General features: G+C 34.8%; 8 protein-coding genes. 7 read left to right on the top strand and 1 reads right to left on the bottom strand.

Annotation, left to right across the window (positions count from 1 at the left end):
* Positions 1–896: 896 nt before the first annotated feature.
* The 5 genes from IP023_RS03055 (at position 897) to IP023_RS03035 (ending at position 10,640) form a co-directional block, all read left to right on the top strand.
* Positions 897–3,926 carry a glycosyltransferase family 117 protein gene (locus IP023_RS03055; protein WP_241788780.1) on the top strand — a complete coding sequence of 1,010 codons (3,030 nt, stop codon included), beginning with the start codon at positions 897–899 and terminating at the stop codon, positions 3,924–3,926.
* Between the two features lie 290 nt (positions 3,927–4,216).
* Complete coding sequence (locus IP023_RS03050; protein WP_241788779.1) at positions 4,217–7,324, top strand: SusC/RagA family TonB-linked outer membrane protein; 3,108 nt, start codon at positions 4,217–4,219, stop codon at positions 7,322–7,324.
* Between the two features lie 26 nt (positions 7,325–7,350).
* Positions 7,351–9,027, top strand: a complete 1,677-nt coding sequence (locus IP023_RS03045) for a RagB/SusD family nutrient uptake outer membrane protein (RefSeq protein ID WP_241788778.1) — start codon at positions 7,351–7,353, stop codon at positions 9,025–9,027.
* Positions 9,028–9,129: 102 nt separating this feature from the next.
* A complete protein-coding gene (gene pyrR / locus IP023_RS03040; RefSeq protein WP_241788777.1) occupies positions 9,130–9,675 on the top strand; it encodes a bifunctional pyr operon transcriptional regulator/uracil phosphoribosyltransferase PyrR in 546 nt (181 codons plus the stop codon).
* A gap of 26 nt (positions 9,676–9,701) precedes the next feature.
* On the top strand, positions 9,702–10,640 hold the full coding sequence (locus tag IP023_RS03035) for an aspartate carbamoyltransferase catalytic subunit (RefSeq protein ID WP_241788776.1): 939 nt from the start codon (positions 9,702–9,704) through the stop codon (positions 10,638–10,640).
* A 57-nt stretch (positions 10,641–10,697) separates the two neighbouring features.
* Here IP023_RS03035 and IP023_RS03030 read toward each other — a convergent pair whose 3' ends face one another.
* Positions 10,698–12,746: a site-specific recombinase gene (locus IP023_RS03030; RefSeq protein ID WP_241788775.1), complete on the bottom strand. Its 2,049-nt coding sequence runs from the start codon at positions 12,744–12,746 to the stop codon at positions 10,698–10,700.
* A 247-nt stretch (positions 12,747–12,993) separates the two neighbouring features.
* Between IP023_RS03030 and IP023_RS03025 the strand changes: the two genes are divergently transcribed.
* Positions 12,994–16,023 carry a tetratricopeptide repeat protein gene (locus IP023_RS03025; protein ID WP_241788774.1) on the top strand — a complete coding sequence of 1,010 codons (3,030 nt, stop codon included), beginning with the start codon at positions 12,994–12,996 and terminating at the stop codon, positions 16,021–16,023.
* Positions 16,024–16,041: 18 nt separating this feature from the next.
* On the top strand, positions 16,042–17,793 hold the full coding sequence (locus tag IP023_RS03020) for a TonB-dependent receptor (RefSeq protein WP_241788773.1): 1,752 nt from the start codon (positions 16,042–16,044) through the stop codon (positions 17,791–17,793).
* Positions 17,794–17,814: the final 21 nt, after the last annotated feature.

Genomic DNA, 17,814 nt, shown 5'->3' with positions numbered 1-17,814 from the left:
ATTTCAAATCATTAAATGATAAGGCAAATTTAGAGAATAGAAATTGAAATAAAAAGATAAAGATTAGGATATTACAATTAAGTGTGCCTAGTACAAAAAAAGAGAGCTACTTTCGTAACTCTCTTTTTTATGTTGTCCGACCTGGATTCGAACCAAGACAAACAGTACCAAAAACTGTCGTACTACCCTTATACTATCGGACAAGCATTTTTTTGCTGATGCAAAGATAATAATTGATGACTAAATTGCAAATAGAAATTAATTTTTTAAAAAAATATTATAAAAAAGAAAGAGAGCTACTTTCGTAACTCTCTTTTTATGTTGTCCGACCTGGATTCGAACCAAGACAAACAGTACCAAAAACTGTCGTACTACCCTTATACTATCGGACAAGCGATTTTTTGCTGATGCAAAGATAGCAAATCAAGATTAAAATACAAATATTAAGATATTATTTTTTTATCAAAATAACTGTAAAAAAAGAAAGAGAGCTACTTTCGTAACTCTCTTTTTTTGTTGTCCGACCTGGATTCGAACCAAGACAAACAGTACCAAAAACTGTCGTACTACCCTTATACTATCGGACAAGCGAATCATTTGTGTTGTTGTCAGTATGACTTCGTTCACATTTGATGATGCAAATATACGGCGCTTTCTGAAATACACAAATATTTTTTTGCATTAAATTGTTTCGTTACTGATTCTCAGGAGGATATTTTTTTATTGGTTGCTATAGAAACTTCTACTTGACGCCAAAAAGTATAAAATCTATGTTAAAATGTTATTTAATTATTCATTTATATAGATCTAATCGTTATTTTCGAAGCAAAGTTTTAAAATGACCTAATGTTACCTATTGTAAAGCTATATGGGAATTGGGAACTCAAAGAAATCGTATGATGAATTATAACAAGATTAATAATCTATTAGGGTGGTTTTGTGCTATTCTTGCTACATTGGTGTATGTAGTTACCGCAGAAAAAACTACCAGTTGGTGGGATTGTGGTGAATTTATTGCTTCAGCTTACAAGATGCAAATTGTACATCAGCCAGGTGCTCCTTTATTCTTGATGGTACAAAATGTATTCTCAAATTTAGCATTGGGCGATGCGACACGAATCGCTTATTGGATGAATATAGGTTCTGCAGTATGTTCTGGATTGACAATTTTATTTTTATTTTGGACAATCACTGCTTTAGGACGTAAGATTTTTATTGGTAATGCTGATTTGTCGGCGCCATTAAATGAAAATGATGTATTGAAAGTAATGGGTGCTGGACTTGTCGGTGCTTTAGCTTATGCTTTTACAGATACTTTTTGGTTCTCGGCTGTAGAATCTGAAGTATATGCCATGTCCTCACTTTGTACGGCTATTGTTTTTTGGGCGATATTGAAGTGGGAAGTACGTGCTGATGAAGAAGGGGGCGATCGTTGGTTGATCTTAATCGCTTATGTGATGGGCCTTTCAATTGGTGTTCACTTATTGAATCTTTTGGTTATTCCAGCGATAGCATTGGTTGTTTATTTTAGAAGAGCAAAAGACGTAACTACCAAAGGTGTTATCCAATCGTTGTTAGTAGGTGTTATTATTCTTGCTTTGATTCTGTGGGGGGTTATTCAATATTTAATTAAGTTTGCTGCATTCACAGATTTGTTTTTTGTAAATACATTAGGTTTAGGATTTGGTACTGGGGTCACATTCTTCGCTTTACTAGTCGTAGGTGGATTGGTATTTGGAATCTGGTATTCTATCAAAAAAGTGAAACCTATTCTTAATATTGCATTAATATCTTTAGGATTTATAATATTTGGATACAGCTCTTTTGCGATGATTTTGATTCGTGCAAAAGCTAATCCAACCTTAAATAACTCTGATCCTGATAATGTGTTCACCTTTTTAAGTTATTTGAACCGTGAGCAATATGGTGATGAACCACTGTTTAAAGGGAAATACTTTGATGCCAAACCTATAGATGTATTTGATAAAGGTAATGTCTATCGTAAGGATAAAGATAAATATGTAGTTGCTAAGAAAAAAAGTGATTATGTATATGAACGAGAAACTATATTTCCACGTATATATAGTGATAAAGGGGATCACCCTAATTTTTATAGACAATATTTGGGTTTAGGGCCAAATGAATCTCCAACATTTGCGGACAATTTGAAATTCTTCTTTGGTTATCAAATTGGGCATATGTATGGTCGTTATTTTATGTGGAATTTTGCGGGTCGTCAAAATGATATTCAAGGGCAGGGGTCTCCATTTGAAGGAAATTGGATATCTGGAATTAAGCCCATTGACAATGTTATGTATGGTGGTCAATATGATTTGCCTGCCGGTGAATTGGACAATCCAGCACGCAATGTTTATTTCTTTTTACCGCTAGCTTTGGGGCTGATAGGTGCTTACTGGCATTTTGGGAAAAATCAACGGGATGCCGGCGTGGTATTCTTATTGTTTTTCTTTACCGGATTAGCAATTGTATTATATTTAAATCAGTCGCCTCAGCAACCTCGAGAGCGTGATTATGCCTATGCAGGGTCATTTTATGCCTTCTCGATATGGGTCGGTATTGGTGTGCTAGCTATTGCTGATTTCTTAGCTAAAAAAATAAAAGCTAAAACAGCGAGTATGGTTGCTATTGCGGCAGGTGTATTAGGTGGTCCTGTGATATTGGCCGCTCAAAACTGGGATGATCACGATCGCTCAGAGAAATTCTTGGCTAGGGATATGGCTAAAAATTACTTGGAATCTTGTGAACCTAATGCGATACTATTTAGCTATGGTGATAATGATACATACCCATTATGGTATGTGCAAGAGGTAGAAGGTTTCCGTAAAGATGTACGTGTTGTCAACTTAAGCTTGCTTTCATCCGATTGGTATATGCGCCAGATGTCAGACAAGGTAAATGATGCTGATGCATTACCTATCAATATTGATCCTGAGAAATTTAAAGATGGTGTACGTGATGTAATCTATTATCAAGATTTTCAAATACCAGGATATGTCGATGCGGATGACTTGTTAACTATTATGTTGTCTGATGACAAAAATAATATGGCACAGTTGCAAAGTGGTGACTGGACAAACCTATTGCCTACTAAAAATATGCAATTAGCGGTAGATAAAAATGCGGTTATTGCCAATAAAGTCGTTCCTAAGGAATGGGAAAATGCCATTGTCGATACGATGAAATGGACATACTCTATGAATTACGTGAGTAGAGCTGAATTGTCTCTGTTAGCCATATTGGTAAATAATAATTGGAAGCGCCCAGTTTATTTTACTACGACTACTCCGGAGACAAATTATATTGGTTTAGATAAGTATTTAGTTTCTGAAGGCTTTGCATTGAAATTAATGCCGATCGATAGATCTATTCTTATTGCTGATGAAGAAGAACAGTTGATGAATGTTAATAGTATTTACAATAATATTATTAATAAGTATACTTGGGGTAATTTATCCAAATCTAAATATTTAGATCCTGATTCTTATCGTTATATCAGTTTGTATGTAAGTGGTATATTTGGCGAAACTGCTCAAAATTTACTCCAACAAGGTAAAAAGGAAGAAGCGCGTAAGGTCGTGAATAATGCTTACGACAATATGCCTAAGCGTACCTTGCAAATGAGTGAGCCGATGAGTTATGTGATTTTAGTAGATGCTATGTACAAAGCAGGTGAAGCAGCCAAAGCTAGGGAAGTGTCTCTACGTAACTTAGAATACATTAAACAGTATATGAAGTATTATTCCTCGGCCAAAGATCAAGCGAGTCTTAGTAATGAGCGTAATGTTCGTATGGCTTTAATTGGTTTGCAACGGTATAAAATGCTAGCTGATGAGTACAAAGATAAAGATGTACAAAAAGTAGCTGATGAATTGTTGAACACGTATAGTTACTATTTTCAACAATAGTTGATTTTAGGGTATGATATATATAAAGGGAAGCATTCTAAAGTGCTTCCCTTTTTTTGTTGTAATAAAGAATATAAAAATTTATATTTGGCCATTATAAATCGCTACAGCCTAAAGAAGAATAAAATTTTGACACTGAAAACATAAGTTGGCAACCTTTTTTCGGTAACGTTAACAATTAAAGTGATTCTTTCATTTTTACTTCAGTCAGCCTGTAAGGAAAAACAATATACCGTTAGTTGTGAATTAATGACCAACATACTAGAACCTAATTTAAAATTATATAAATAATGTTTACAAGTACTAACAATCTATTTTATGATCGTAGTAAATATGTTAATAATGCTTCTTGGAGGACATCATTAGCATTGTGCTTACTATTTTCATCCTCATATCTGAATGCTTCTGCTTCAGATTATCCTAGCATAGGATCCGAAACTACTGGTTATAATTTTTCTGCTGTTGCAATACAATCAGTAATTACTGGTAAAGTAATAGATAAAGATGGTAAACCTATAGACAGAGCAACAGTTGCCGTAAAAGATGGGGTATTGTCTGTAAAAACTGATGATAGTGGTCATTTTAGAATTAATGCTTCTACGGGTAGTGTCTTGGTTATATCTAGTGTTGGTTATAAATCTTCTGAAATAAAAGTCTTACCTAATAAAAATAGCTATGATATTATCCTAAATAATGAGTTACAGGATCTTGATGAAGTAGTAGTCGTGGGCTATGGTAGTCAAAAGAAAGTAAATCTTACAGGTGCAGTTTCTGTTATAAAAGGAGATGATATTACTAAACATCCTGTAGGGCAGACATCTGCAGCATTGCAGGGCGCTGCACCCGGGCTGACAGTGACCCAGGGCTCTGGACAACCTGGACGGGATGTCGGTACATTGCGTATTCGTGGGATAGGAACTATTGGTGACGCTAATCCATTAGTGCTAATCGATGGTATTGAAGGAAATATTAATAATGTGAATGCGGCTGATATTGCTAATATTTCAGTTTTGAAAGATGCTTCATCCGCTGCGATCTATGGCGCGCGTGCTGCTAATGGGGTTATATTGATTACAACAAAACGAGCTAATGAAGGTGGCTTTTCATTAAGCTATAATAATTATTTTGGGATACAAAAACCAACTGAAGCACCACAAATGGTTAATGGTTTAGATCATATGTTATTGCTTAATGAAGCCTATACAAATGTTGGTTTATCTCCTGTGTTTACGGATACCTACATTGATCAATATAAAGTAGGGATGAATTCTAATCCTGATCTTTACCCTAATACGGATTGGACTAAATTAACAATGAAGGACAATGGCTTTGTGCAAAATCATCATGTTAGTGTTAGTGGAGGATCTGATCGTGTGCGTGTATTTAGCTCCTTAGGATTGGTAGATCAAAAAGGAATTATTGCTAATACTAATTTTAAAAGGTACAATTTTCGATTAAATACCGATATGAAGATCTCGGACAAATTTTCGTCCGCTGTAGATATCGCATTTGCTAAATCTGAATTGATAGAGCCTTCCTCTGGTGTAACAAATATATTTCATTATATAAGGCGTATTCCTGCTAACCAAGCTGGATTGCTGTCCTCAGGTCAATATGGTGAAGGCTGGAATGGTAATAACCCATTAGCGATGGCCAAGGATGGTGGGATAAATGCCGAAAACCCAATTGATTTGATGTTCAATTTAGATCTTAAGTATAAACCTTTTGATGGTTTTACAGCTCAAGCGGTTTATTCGCCTAAATTTTTAACGTCACACAATAAGAGATTTACTAATACAATTCAATCTTATTATGCCGATGGATCCAAGGCGTATTTGACGCCTCAAAGGAATTCATTGGATGAACAATTTAATCAAACTTGGTACAATAATTTACGTTTTATATTGACGTATGACAAGAATATTAATGATAACCACCATATTACTTTGATGGGTGGATATCAGCAGGAAGATCAATCGTACAAATATTTGAATGCGTATAGAGAAGTATTTTTGCTGCCTGAGTTTCAAGAGATAAATGCAGGTAATAGCGAGAATCAACAAAATGGTGGTTCTTCTTCTGTTTGGGCATTGAAATCTTATTTTGGACGCGTTAATTATAATTATCAAGGGAAATATCTGTTTGAAGCCAATGCACGTTATGATGGATCATCGCGATTTGCAACTGGCAATAAATATGCATTTTTCCCTTCTTTTAGTGCAGGATGGAGAATTAGTGAAGAAAGCTTTATGGCAGCTACACGTGATGTAATTACAGATATGAAATTCCGTGCATCTTGGGGTAGATTAGGAAATCAAAGTATCGGAACTTACCCTTCTTCTTCGGCGATTTCACTTGGGTCGACCAACTATAATTTTGGCAATAATCTATATACTGGAGCCGCATTAACGACAATGGCTAATTCCGAAATTAAATGGGAAACTACCACAGTTACTGATATCGGTATAGATCTTAACTTATGGAGAAATCTAACTATTACAGCTGATTATTTCTATAGAAAAACAGATGATATTCTTTTACAATTGGATATCCCTAAAGCATTAGGGTTAAGTAATCCTTACCAAAATGCAGGTGTTGTGGAGAATAAGGGATGGGATATAGCGGTCGCTTATCGCAATGTTTTGGGCGATTTAAAGTATAATATAGCTGTCAATTTATCAGATGTTAAAAATAACATATTAGATATGAAAGGTGTTCTTAGAACTGGTTTAACTGTAAATCATGAAGGAAATCCTATTGGGTCATTGTATGGCTATGAAGCATTGGGGTATTTTCAATCTGATAGTGAAATAGCTTCTGCAGCGAAGCAATTTGGTGTAGTGGCACCGGGTGATATCAAATACAAAGATCAAAATGGAGACGGTGTCATTAACAGTGCTGATGAAGTAATAATTGGTAGCCCTATACCACGATATAGCTATAGTGCCAATATTGGCTTAGAATATAAGGGCTTTGATCTTTCGATCTTTTTACAAGGTGTAGGTAAGGCTGATGGTTATTTGTATAATCAAGGGATTTTTCCTTTTTTTCAAGGAGGAACTGCTCAAGAGCAACATAAAGATAGGTGGTCAGCAGATAATCAGGATGCTTCATTCCCAAGGTTAGCATTTAATGGTACTAATAATATTCAGAATTCTACATTTTGGATGAAGAATTCCGCTTATTTACGATTGAAAAATATTGGACTTGGTTATACTATTCCATTAACAAAAATTGGAAGTACAACCATTAATAATTTACGTGTATTTGTAACAGGTCAAAATCTTTTTACTTCAACTAAATTCTGGAAAGGATTTGATCCAGAAGGGCCTATTAGTACAGGAGGATGGTATCCACAAATGAAAGTTTATAGTATGGGCCTAAGTGTGAAATTTTAATACTTACAATGACAATGACAATGACAATGAAAAGAAATTTATATAGCTGTGCACTTATCCTAGGATTATTAAGTGCTTCATGTAGCAAAGATTATTTGAATCGCTATCCTACAGATAGCCCATCTAGTGATACCTTTCTAACGAATGAAGATCAGTTAGATATGGCTGTAATAGGTGCTTATAATACGTTATATAGCAATCCAAGTGTAGCTCCCCTTCCTTTTGCATTTGCAATAGATTATGCCTCTGATATAGCTTGGGAAAGAAATACCAATGACTTACAAAAATTAGGCGGTGGGCTGGCGGATGTAAATAATACATTCACTTCAAATTATTGGTCTCTCCTTTATGCAGGCATAAGTCGATGTAATGCTATTCTAGACAAGGCTAATCAATTAGCTTTAGTTGTACCAGCAGAAAAGCTAGATACAAGAATTAGTGAAGTTCGTTTTTTGCGTGCTTATTATTACTTCTATTTGAATGAGTTATTTGGTGGAGTACCGCTGATTACTCGAACCTTAAATCTTTCTGAGGCAAATGTACCAAAGTCGACCAAGGAAGAGGTCAATGACTTTATATTGAACGAATTGGATGATATCACCACTAAATTACCTATTACCATAAGTGCTGAGAATACTGGGCGGATATCGAGGGGTGCAGCATTAGCATTAGCTTCTCGTGCAGCGTTGTTTAACAAAAAATGGGCTAAATCTGTCTCTGCTGCTAAAGCATTAATGGATTTAAATCATTATGAATTAAATCCAAATTTTGGCGAATTGTTTACCTATAGTGGTGAAAATTCTAAAGAGATTATTTTAGCGACACAATATAATAAAGCTTTAGATAAGATTCAGGGTATTCCATCCCAATATTTATCAAGATATTTAGGTGGTTTTTCTAATAAAATCCCTGTCCAATCTTTGATTGATTCATATGAATGTACTGATGGTCTTAGCATAGACAAATCAACTTTATATAATGTGAATAAGCCTTTTGAAAATAGAGATCCTCGATTGGCACAAACTATTGTATTACCACAATCTTTACTATGGGGGACCGTGTTCGAAACTCATCCCGATAGTTTGCGTACTTGGGATTATTCATCAGGGTCTGCTGTTCGTGTGAATAATACGGATGCGACCAATGCTTATAGTACTTTTTCGGGGTTCCTGTGGCGCAAATATACCGATGAATTGGATCGTCCTGATAGAACAAAATCTGAATTGAATACTATTCTTATTAGATATGCCGAAGTGCTATTGAATTATGTAGAAGCTAAAGTTGAATTGGGAGAAATTGACGACTCGGTATATGATGCTATTAATGAAATTCGTCAAAGGCCTAACGTGAATATGCCTATTATCACCAAAGGTAAGTCCATTGATCAAATGCGATCAATAGTACGCAAAGAACGTAAATATGAATTGTCAGGAGAGGGATTGAGATGGTTTGATATTCGCCGTTGGGGTATTGCACACGAGGTCATGAATGGTCCATTATTGGGTAGAATTCGTAATGGATGGTTGTCTAATCCTCCAGAAATTGATGCTAATGGTACTCCGGATTATACCAATGTCCGTAATAAGGCAGAAATGCGTATTATTGAAAATCGTATTTTTAATAAGGATAGAGATTATGTGTGGCCAATTCCAAGATTAGAAACGGAAGTTAATACTAGTTTAGAACAGAATAATAATTATTAAATAAATGAAATAAGGCTCTTCGAAAAATTGAAGAGCCTTTTTTTGGTTAAAATCATTTATTTTTTATAAAAAAAAGTCTATTTTTGTTTAAATATTCCAATAATGAAACAATCTATTTTATTAGACGGTCCTAAGTTTCAAATAACAATCAAGCGATTGTGTCAACAATTAATTGAAAATCATGGTGATTTTAGTAATGCAGCCTTTGTCGGTATTCAGCCGAGAGGTACCTATTTGGCGAAGCGTATAGCCAAAGAACTAAAACAAATGATCGGTAAAGACGTTGATACAGGTATTTTAGATATTACATTCTTTCGAGATGATTTTAGAATGAAAGGTAGTACACCTTTACTCGCCAATAGTACACAGATTGATTTTATTGTTGAAGGCAAAACGGTTATTTTTATTGATGACGTTTTATGGACAGGTCGTACAATACGTTCAGCAATGGACGCTATTCAAGCTTTCGGGCGCTCCCAGAAAATTGAGCTTTTGGTCCTGGTAGATCGTCGATTCTCCAGACAAATCCCTATTCAGCCGGATTATATTGGGATTCAGGTAGATTCGATAGATTCGCAGAAAGTAATTGTCAGTTGGGAGGAGATAGACAAAGAAGATAGTATAGTTTTAATAACAGAGAAGAAATAAGTTTTTCAAGCGAAAAATATTACACCATGTCAGCAATTACAGAGCAGTTAAGTACACGCCACTTATTGGGAATTAAAGACCTAACTGAAAATGATATTCAACTTATATTAAATACGGCAAAGAATTTTAAAGACGTATTAAATAGACCTATTAAGAAAGTACCCTCATTACGTGATATTACAATAGCTAACGTATTTTTTGAAAATTCAACTCGTACACGTTTATCGTTTGAGTTAGCAGAAAAAAGACTATCTGCTGATACGATCAATTTTGCAGCATCTTCTTCTTCGGTAAGTAAAGGTGAAACGCTAATTGATACTGTTAACAATATATTGGCGATGAAAGTTGATATGATTGTGATGCGTCACCCTTATGCAGGAGCAGGTATATTTTTGAGTAAACATGTTAATGCACAAATTGTCAATGCTGGTGATGGTGCACATGAGCATCCTACGCAAGCATTATTGGATTCTTTTTCCATACGTGAGCGCTATGGTGATGTAGCAGGTCGCAAGGTTGCTATTATTGGTGATGTGTTACACTCTAGAGTAGCCTTGTCTAATATCCTTTGTTTGCAAAAACAAGGTGCTGAAGTAATGGTGTGTGGGCCTACAACATTGATTCCGAAGTATATATCTTCATTAGGTGTAAAAGTAGAACACGACTTGATGAAAGCATTGAATTGGTGTGATGTTGCTAATATGCTACGTATTCAGTTAGAGCGTCAAGATATAGCATATTTCCCTTCTTTGCGTGAATATTCTATGTTATATGGCTTGAATAAGGAGATTTTAGATTCTTTAGATAAGGAAATTACGATTATGCATCCAGGTCCTATTAATAGGGGGGTAGAGATTACTTCGGATGTAGCTGATAGTAAGCATTCTATCATTCTTGATCAGGTGGAGAATGGTGTTGCGGTACGTATGGCCGTATTATATTTATTGGCTGGCAAACGCGGTTAACAAGATATTTATTAGTTTAACAAAGGCCTTGATTTAGTAGATCAAGGCCTTTGTTTTTTAGCTAGATTTTGGAGGAAAGAAGAATTGTTTTGGGTTGATTTTGAACAGTGTCCATACTGCTCTAAACATATGTGAGATCTCTGTATATTCTATTTTTCGCGCTTTCATCGCCAAATAAAATGATAATGTAAAGCTAACAATGAAGTTGAAAAATCCGATTACTATCATACCTATAATAGCCCAAGTTATCATCTCTGTAGGGGCATGATTATCACTTCCAAAAATACCTAATGCTATATTGCCACTGGCAAATGTAATGTGTCTAATATCTATGTCAAGGCCTAGAAATAAACCTATACTTCCGGTTGACCCCATAAATACACCAAACCAAAAGTTCGAAATTACGCCGGCCCATTTGTCCTTGTACCATTCCGCAAATTTGTTTGTTTTATCCTTGCCTAATATTTTCTTCAGTAATGGATGTTGTTGGATACGATAATAAACAGCGTTGAACTTATCCCTATTAGCTACATTGCCGGCAATTATGCCCGAGAGGAATAAAAATATCCCTGCAATAGACGCATGGAATATTGCCGGTGAATCTATAGGGTCCAAGTCATGCAGTAGATGCTGCCATTTGCTTGCTGCTATATTGATCGTTAATAATTTGTCAATACCCCATATAAGGAATAGCGCAATAGGAAATGCTACAAAAATATTACCTATAAAAGCGATAAATTGAGAACGAGAAACTTGAGATACAAAAGTGGCAAATGACCAATATCTATGGGCAATGCCTTCATTTGTATTCACATTTCTTTCTAATGAACTAGCAAGGGCTGATGCGGTCATGGATGGTTGCTTGGTGGCTAGTGTTCCACCCAATAGATAGATTGCTATAAAGCCTATGGAATAGTTCATACTGTATAAAAAGGCATGACCAAATTCACTGGTTTCTACATTGCCTAGTAGTAATTTGATAATACACATAATACCCACTATAAGTCCGCCGCCACAAGCGGACCATAGCATATTGATGTATTCTTTTTTGGTGCTTGTGATATAATGCTCTCCTGTATTAGCTTTATGCTGTGTGATTTCGTAAGCTACAGATTGTGTACTTTCTCTTATTAACTTCGAAACATCAGTCTTATTACAATTTATAGTGATTAAGAGGATGATGAAATCAATGTTTTTTTCATATGCTTCATTTTTATTATCTAATGCTAGGTAAGGCAATACTTTTTTTATCCTTTGAAGTTGCTGACGTACTTTGAATAGGGATTGGTTTACTTTTATAGAGATACCTAGTTTGTTCGCATTACTATAGGCCGTATCTATATATTTTTCACACTGATTTAGGAGTACAAATAGTTGTTTGTAATTCAAATCATCGGATCGCACATAACGTATATCTTGCTCTCTTAGTTGGTTAATGAAGAGAGTCGTTTCCCGTTGTAAACCAATAAAAGGGCTGTCAAAATTTCTAGAATTAGGAACCATCTTGCATATATCTGGCTCCATTGCTCTTCCTGTAACACGTTGTGTTAATACCTCTACTGCATATATCAATTCGTAGAACGGATGATTGCTCGTTTCCGTATCATAAAAAGTCTTATAGCCTAATAGTTGTAATAGTTCATACAATTGTTTCTTCGGAATTTGATTTATCCATTTTGGATCTTTTGCAGAGTAGAAGATTTGATTTAAAACAAATTCCAACGTGTCTGGAGCTGGTTGATAGGGCAATATTTTTTCTATAATTCGTTTTCTTACTTCATAGAAAAAGTCACTATAATTTATAATACCAGAGTCAGAAATAATTTGATCGAAATCTTTTTCCGATATTAATTTATCTAAGACCTCTTTGAGAAATCTTTTATAATTATCGTTCTCTTTCAATAATAAGTTGAGTGTATGAATATTGATTTCCTCCTCCCAATTTTTGCTGTCTTGTCTATAGTAATTGCCCAATGCAATAGCGAAGTCAAAATAACTTTCGGCGCCGTTTAATATATGTTTTTCAAATATGGTATGAAGCTCTAGGCTATTTTTACTGTCAATAAAATTCATTTTTATTTCCTCAATAGATACTGATTTAATCAAATGTAAAGAAATGACAATGTTCTTTTTGCATTTGATGGATAATAAATTTATTAGATTGATTATATGATGTGTTAAAAAAATGTTAAAAGATGGAGTTATTAACACATGTTGACAACTTTTGAGGAAAACTTGCGATTATAGATTTAATTTAGTATCCTGAAGAATAGTGTTTAGCGAAAGCTAACATTTTAGTGTAGAATTGAGTAGTTAGAAAAGAAAGATTACATTAAAAGATTTAAATATTGCTATGTACAAAAAAATATATGGTATCGGTGTAGCTTTAAGTTTGATGTCGGTGACAGCTTTTGGTCAACAAACAGCTTGGCAAGATATTAATAGAGCCTATAAATCCGGTTTAGAATTATTTGAGAGAGGAAAGTTTGGCTCGGCAGCAAAGCAATTTGATCGAGTCGAAGAACTTCGTACAAAGACGTCTTTACAGCTAGATGAAACAGAAGAGTTGTTGTTAATCAAGGAGAATGTACGCTTTTATCAAGCCGTATGTGCATTGGAATTAGATGATACCAATGCAGAGTCACAACTGTTGAAATATATCAAAGATTTTCCTGCAAGTGCTAATGCTAAAGCGGCATATTTTCAAATAGGTCGTTCTTATTATGCTAAGAAGGATTATCCTGCAGCTATAGCCTGGTTTACTAAGATCGATGCTAATAATCTAGCAGGTGCTGAAGGTCAAGAATACCGTTTCAAATTAGGATATTCATACTTCATGACTAATGATTACAAAGCGGCAAAGCCTTTGTTTGATAAGCTAAAAGATGAAAGAAGCCAATATCAAGAAGCGTCGATCTATTATTTCGCTTATTTATGCTATTTGGATGCCGAGTATAAGACAGCATTGAATGAGTTTGAACGCTTAAATGGATCGAAGACTTTTGAAAATTCTTATCCATATTATATTACAGCTTTGTATTTCTTAGATAAGCGTTATGACGATGTATTGAGTTATGCTTTGCCTATTTTGAAAACGACTAAACAAGAACATGAAACGGATATGTTTCGTATCATTGCGGCGACGTACTTCATCAAAGGTGATTTGGCATTGTCAAAAGACTATTATGATAAATTTCAAGCTTTAGATCAGGGCAAGACACAGAATAATCAAGATAGTTACCAAATAGGTTATATTGCTTACCGTCTGAAAGATTATCCTAAAGCCATTCAAGAGTTAGAAAAATTGACCGAACCAGATGCATATTACCAAAGTGCAATGATTACATTAGGTGATGCATTTATAAAAACTGGCAATAAACAAAGTGCGCGTAATGCTTTCTTCCGTGCTTCAAAATTAGATTTTGATCCTCAGTTGAAAGAAGAAGGTTTGTTTAATTATGCTAAATTGTCATACGAATTAGAATTTCATCAGGTAGCATTGGATGCTATTCAAGAGTATTTGAATACGTATAGATCAACGACAAGAAAAGAAGAAGCTAACACATTGCTGGCTGAAGTATTAGTAAGTACTAAAAATTACCGTGCTGCGGTTGATGTGTTAGAGAATATTCCGCGTAATTCAAAGGAAGCGAAGACTGCTTATCAAAAAGTAACTTACTATAGAGCGTTAGAATTCTATAATGAACGCGCTTTTGAAAATGCAATCTCTATGTTCATGCGTTCAGAAGAAAATCGCTATGACGAGGAGTTATACGCTATGTCTAACTATTGGAAAGCCGAGGCTATGTACGAAGTACGTAAGTATAAAGAGGCGACATTAACGTTCAATAAATTCTTACAATTGCCTGGAGCACGCAAAACTGATGTATATCATTATGCAAATTATGCCTTAGCATATGCAGCTTTCCGTAATGATAATTATAATACTGCAGCAAATTATTTTGAAAGATTCCTTGCTGGTGCTGGTAAAGATGGTATCGAATTGAATACACGTAATGATGCAGTAGCACGATTAGCAGATTCATATTTTGCCACCAAAAATTACGGTAAAGCATTAGCTTATTACGACAGATTAATTAGTGCAAATGCGCAAAGCCAAGATTATGCATTATTCCAACGTGGTATTATTCAAGGCTTACAAGGGGATAATGATACAAAAATAGCAACCTTAAACTCCGTAATTAGCAAATATCCAAAATCTAATTACGCTGATGATGTCGCTTTTGAAATTCCTTATACATATTTCTTGATGCACCAATATGATAAGGCTATTGCTGGATTACAAAGCATGGTAGAAAAATATCCACGTAGTTCCTATGTGCCACGTGCTTTATTGACGATCGGTTTGGTACAATATAACCAAGATAATAATGCAGCAGCTTTATCTACATTTCAAAAAGTCGTAGATCAGTATGCGACAACGGATGAAGCTAAACAGGCGATTCGTTCAATAGAAAATATTTATTTGGACAATAATGATGCTACAGGATATATCCGTTACGCTAGTTCGACCAATATCGCTGACTTATCTACTGCGGAGCAAGATTCATATAATTTTGGAATAGCACGCAATTTGTTTGAACGTGGAAATTGGCAAGGTGCTGTAGAAGGCGTTAATGCTTATTTTGATAAATATCCTAAGCCTATCAATGAAAAATTTGCGCGTTTTATTCGTGCAGAGAGTAATGCTAATTTAGGTAAAGATGAGGAAGCGCTTCATGATTTTAATATTATCATGAATGACTGGACATCTGCGTATACAGAGCGTACTTTATTAAGCGTTTCTAAATTGCATTTAAGAAAAAAAGCATATAATGAGGCTGTTCAGGTATTGAAAAAATTAGAGCTTACTTCCGAATACAAAGAAAATTACGGCTTCGCCATCAAAAATCTTTTAATTAGCTACTATAATATTAATAATTATGTTGAAGCCCTTAATTATGCTAAATTATTAAAAGAATACGAAAAGGCTTCTCAAGAGGAAATCGGTCTCGCTCATTTATATGCTGCTAAAGTTTATTTAGCAACTAATAAGGCAGCTGATGCTACTAAAGAGCTGAATTTAGCAGCCTTAAAATCTAAAACAGAAACGGGTGCAGAAGCTCGATATTTAGTCGCAGAGCAACAATTGAAAGCTAAACAGTATGACAAGGCTATTGAATCTGCTTTTGATATATCAAATTCATTCTCATCTTATGATTTCTGGGTGGGTAAAGGTTTTATATTGATGTCTGATGCCTATGTAGGCAAAGGGGATAAATTCCAAGCTAAAGCTACTTTAGAGAGCGTAATTGATAATTACGAAAATAAAGAAGACGGAGTGTTGAAAACAGCTAAAGAAAAATTAGCTAAACTAAAATAACAAGAAGAAGGAAATAAGATGAAGTTGCACAAAACAGTATTTAAGAATTACGGCATAGTAGCTTTGTTACTGGGATTAGGTACACAAGCTCATGCTCAACAGGTAGATCCTATAAAACCTGTAACCGTAGATTCGTTTGATGTAGTACGCGATTACAAACCTATTCTTGCTGATGCGGTAAAGATTCGACGTAGCCCAGATATGACTAATAAGCGTAGTTATATGCCTAAATTAAGCTATGGTAATGTCCCTGACAAAAAATTGGATATTAATACAGGCTTAAGGGAATTGAATGTTCAAGAATTACCTTTTACTAGAACGCAAGATCCAAAAAGTAATTATGCTAAATTTGGCATAGGTAATTTGGGTACTATTTTAGGGGAAGCATATATTGCAGTTGAAGATTATCAAGATCTTCGTTTTGGGGGATATGTCAAACACTTGAATCAAAAAGGAAGCTTGGATGATCAGAAGTTCTCACGTCAAGAAGTCGGCGTTTTTGCTAGACGTGTGATGCCTGGCTTTACAATTGATGGTACTTTGGGTTATAATCGGTATGCTACTCGGTTCTATGGTAACCCTGTAGATATAGCTAATATTTCACTAAACCCAGCTCGTGAAGCACAAAATTTTAATGATATCTATTTCTTAGGTGAGTTAGTAAGTAACTATGATCCTAATAATACAGAAGCATTGTCGTATTCAGCTAAGATCGATGCATATACTTACAGTGACAAATACAAAGCAAGTGAAAATTCAATAGCCTTGTCTGGTTATTTGAATAAGCGCTTAAAAGCTTTTAATGTCGGTGGTAATGTTGCGGTAGATATCAATAGTATTGGTGGTGCTGGAAATGTACAAGGCGATAAGAAAATCAATAATTCTTTAGCGACGATAAATCCGTATATAAGTTTCAAAGGAACTAATTATACCTTGACTTTTGGTGCTAATTTGGTTTCTGAATTTGGGGATTCTACACGTTTCAATATTTTCCCTTCAGCAGAAATTGATTTTGCTTTGGTACCGACCTATATGCATTTGTTTGGGGGAATTACTGGCGGTGCTAAAAAAGCATCTTATAAATCTTTTACCCAACAAAATCCGTACTTAGGACCTGACTTGAACTTCCAAAATATGATTGAGCGTTTAAGTTTCTTTGGTGGTATCAAAGGAAATGCAGGAGCTACTTTCGGCTATAAAGCCAAAGTAATGTACAAATCTATTGAAGGTTTACCATTATTTGTGAATAATGAGAATACACCTTTCCAATTTGATGTCGTATATGATGGTAATGCCAACGATAAGGTTAAGTATTTCGGTATTGAAGGGGAATTAAATGTACGCCTGTCGCAATTGATTAATATTGGTGGGCGTTTGAATATTGATAACTATACAACAGTGTCCCAAGAGGAAGCTTGGTTTACACCAAAATTACGTGTAGCAGCAAATGCTAGATTTAATATCTCCGATAAATTGTATATCGATGCGGAAGCGTTATTCCATGGCTTATCATATGCTAAAGCCTATGACTACGATGTTAGCTTATTAAATTCTGGAATCTCGAATCCTTCAGCTGTTATTCCTAATTCTTATCACAAAGTAAATATCCCTGAATTTTTTGATTTAAATGCAGGTGCTGAATATAAAGCTACCTCTCAATTAGGGATTTTTGTTAAAGTAAATAATATATTTAATAAGGAATACGAGCGCTATTTGTACTACCCAAAAATGGGTTTCAACATGATAGGTGGTGTTAATTTTTCTTTTTAACTTTGTATAAAATAGCAGTCA

The organism is Sphingobacterium rhinopitheci (assembly GCF_022627575.1).
In the GTDB taxonomy this organism is placed as follows: Bacteria; Bacteroidota; Bacteroidia; order Sphingobacteriales; family Sphingobacteriaceae; genus Sphingobacterium; species Sphingobacterium rhinopitheci.
This window is presented reverse-complemented; position numbering and strand designations above follow the sequence as displayed.

Excerpts from the sequence above, each read along its gene's own strand:
- IP023_RS03050 (WP_241788779.1), top strand. The coding sequence starts at position 4,217 with ATGTTTACAAGTACTAACAATCTATTTTATGATCGTAGTAAATATGTT.
- IP023_RS03045 (WP_241788778.1), top strand. The coding sequence starts at position 7,351 with ATGAAAAGAAATTTATATAGCTGTGCACTTATCCTAGGATTATTAAGT.
- IP023_RS03025 (WP_241788774.1), top strand. The coding sequence starts at position 12,994 with ATGTACAAAAAAATATATGGTATCGGTGTAGCTTTAAGTTTGATGTCG.
- IP023_RS03020 (WP_241788773.1), top strand. The coding sequence starts at position 16,042 with ATGAAGTTGCACAAAACAGTATTTAAGAATTACGGCATAGTAGCTTTG.
- IP023_RS03035 (WP_241788776.1), top strand. The coding sequence starts at position 9,702 with ATGTCAGCAATTACAGAGCAGTTAAGTACACGCCACTTATTGGGAATT.
- pyrR (WP_241788777.1), top strand. The coding sequence starts at position 9,130 with ATGAAACAATCTATTTTATTAGACGGTCCTAAGTTTCAAATAACAATC.
- IP023_RS03055 (WP_241788780.1), top strand. The coding sequence starts at position 897 with ATGATGAATTATAACAAGATTAATAATCTATTAGGGTGGTTTTGTGCT.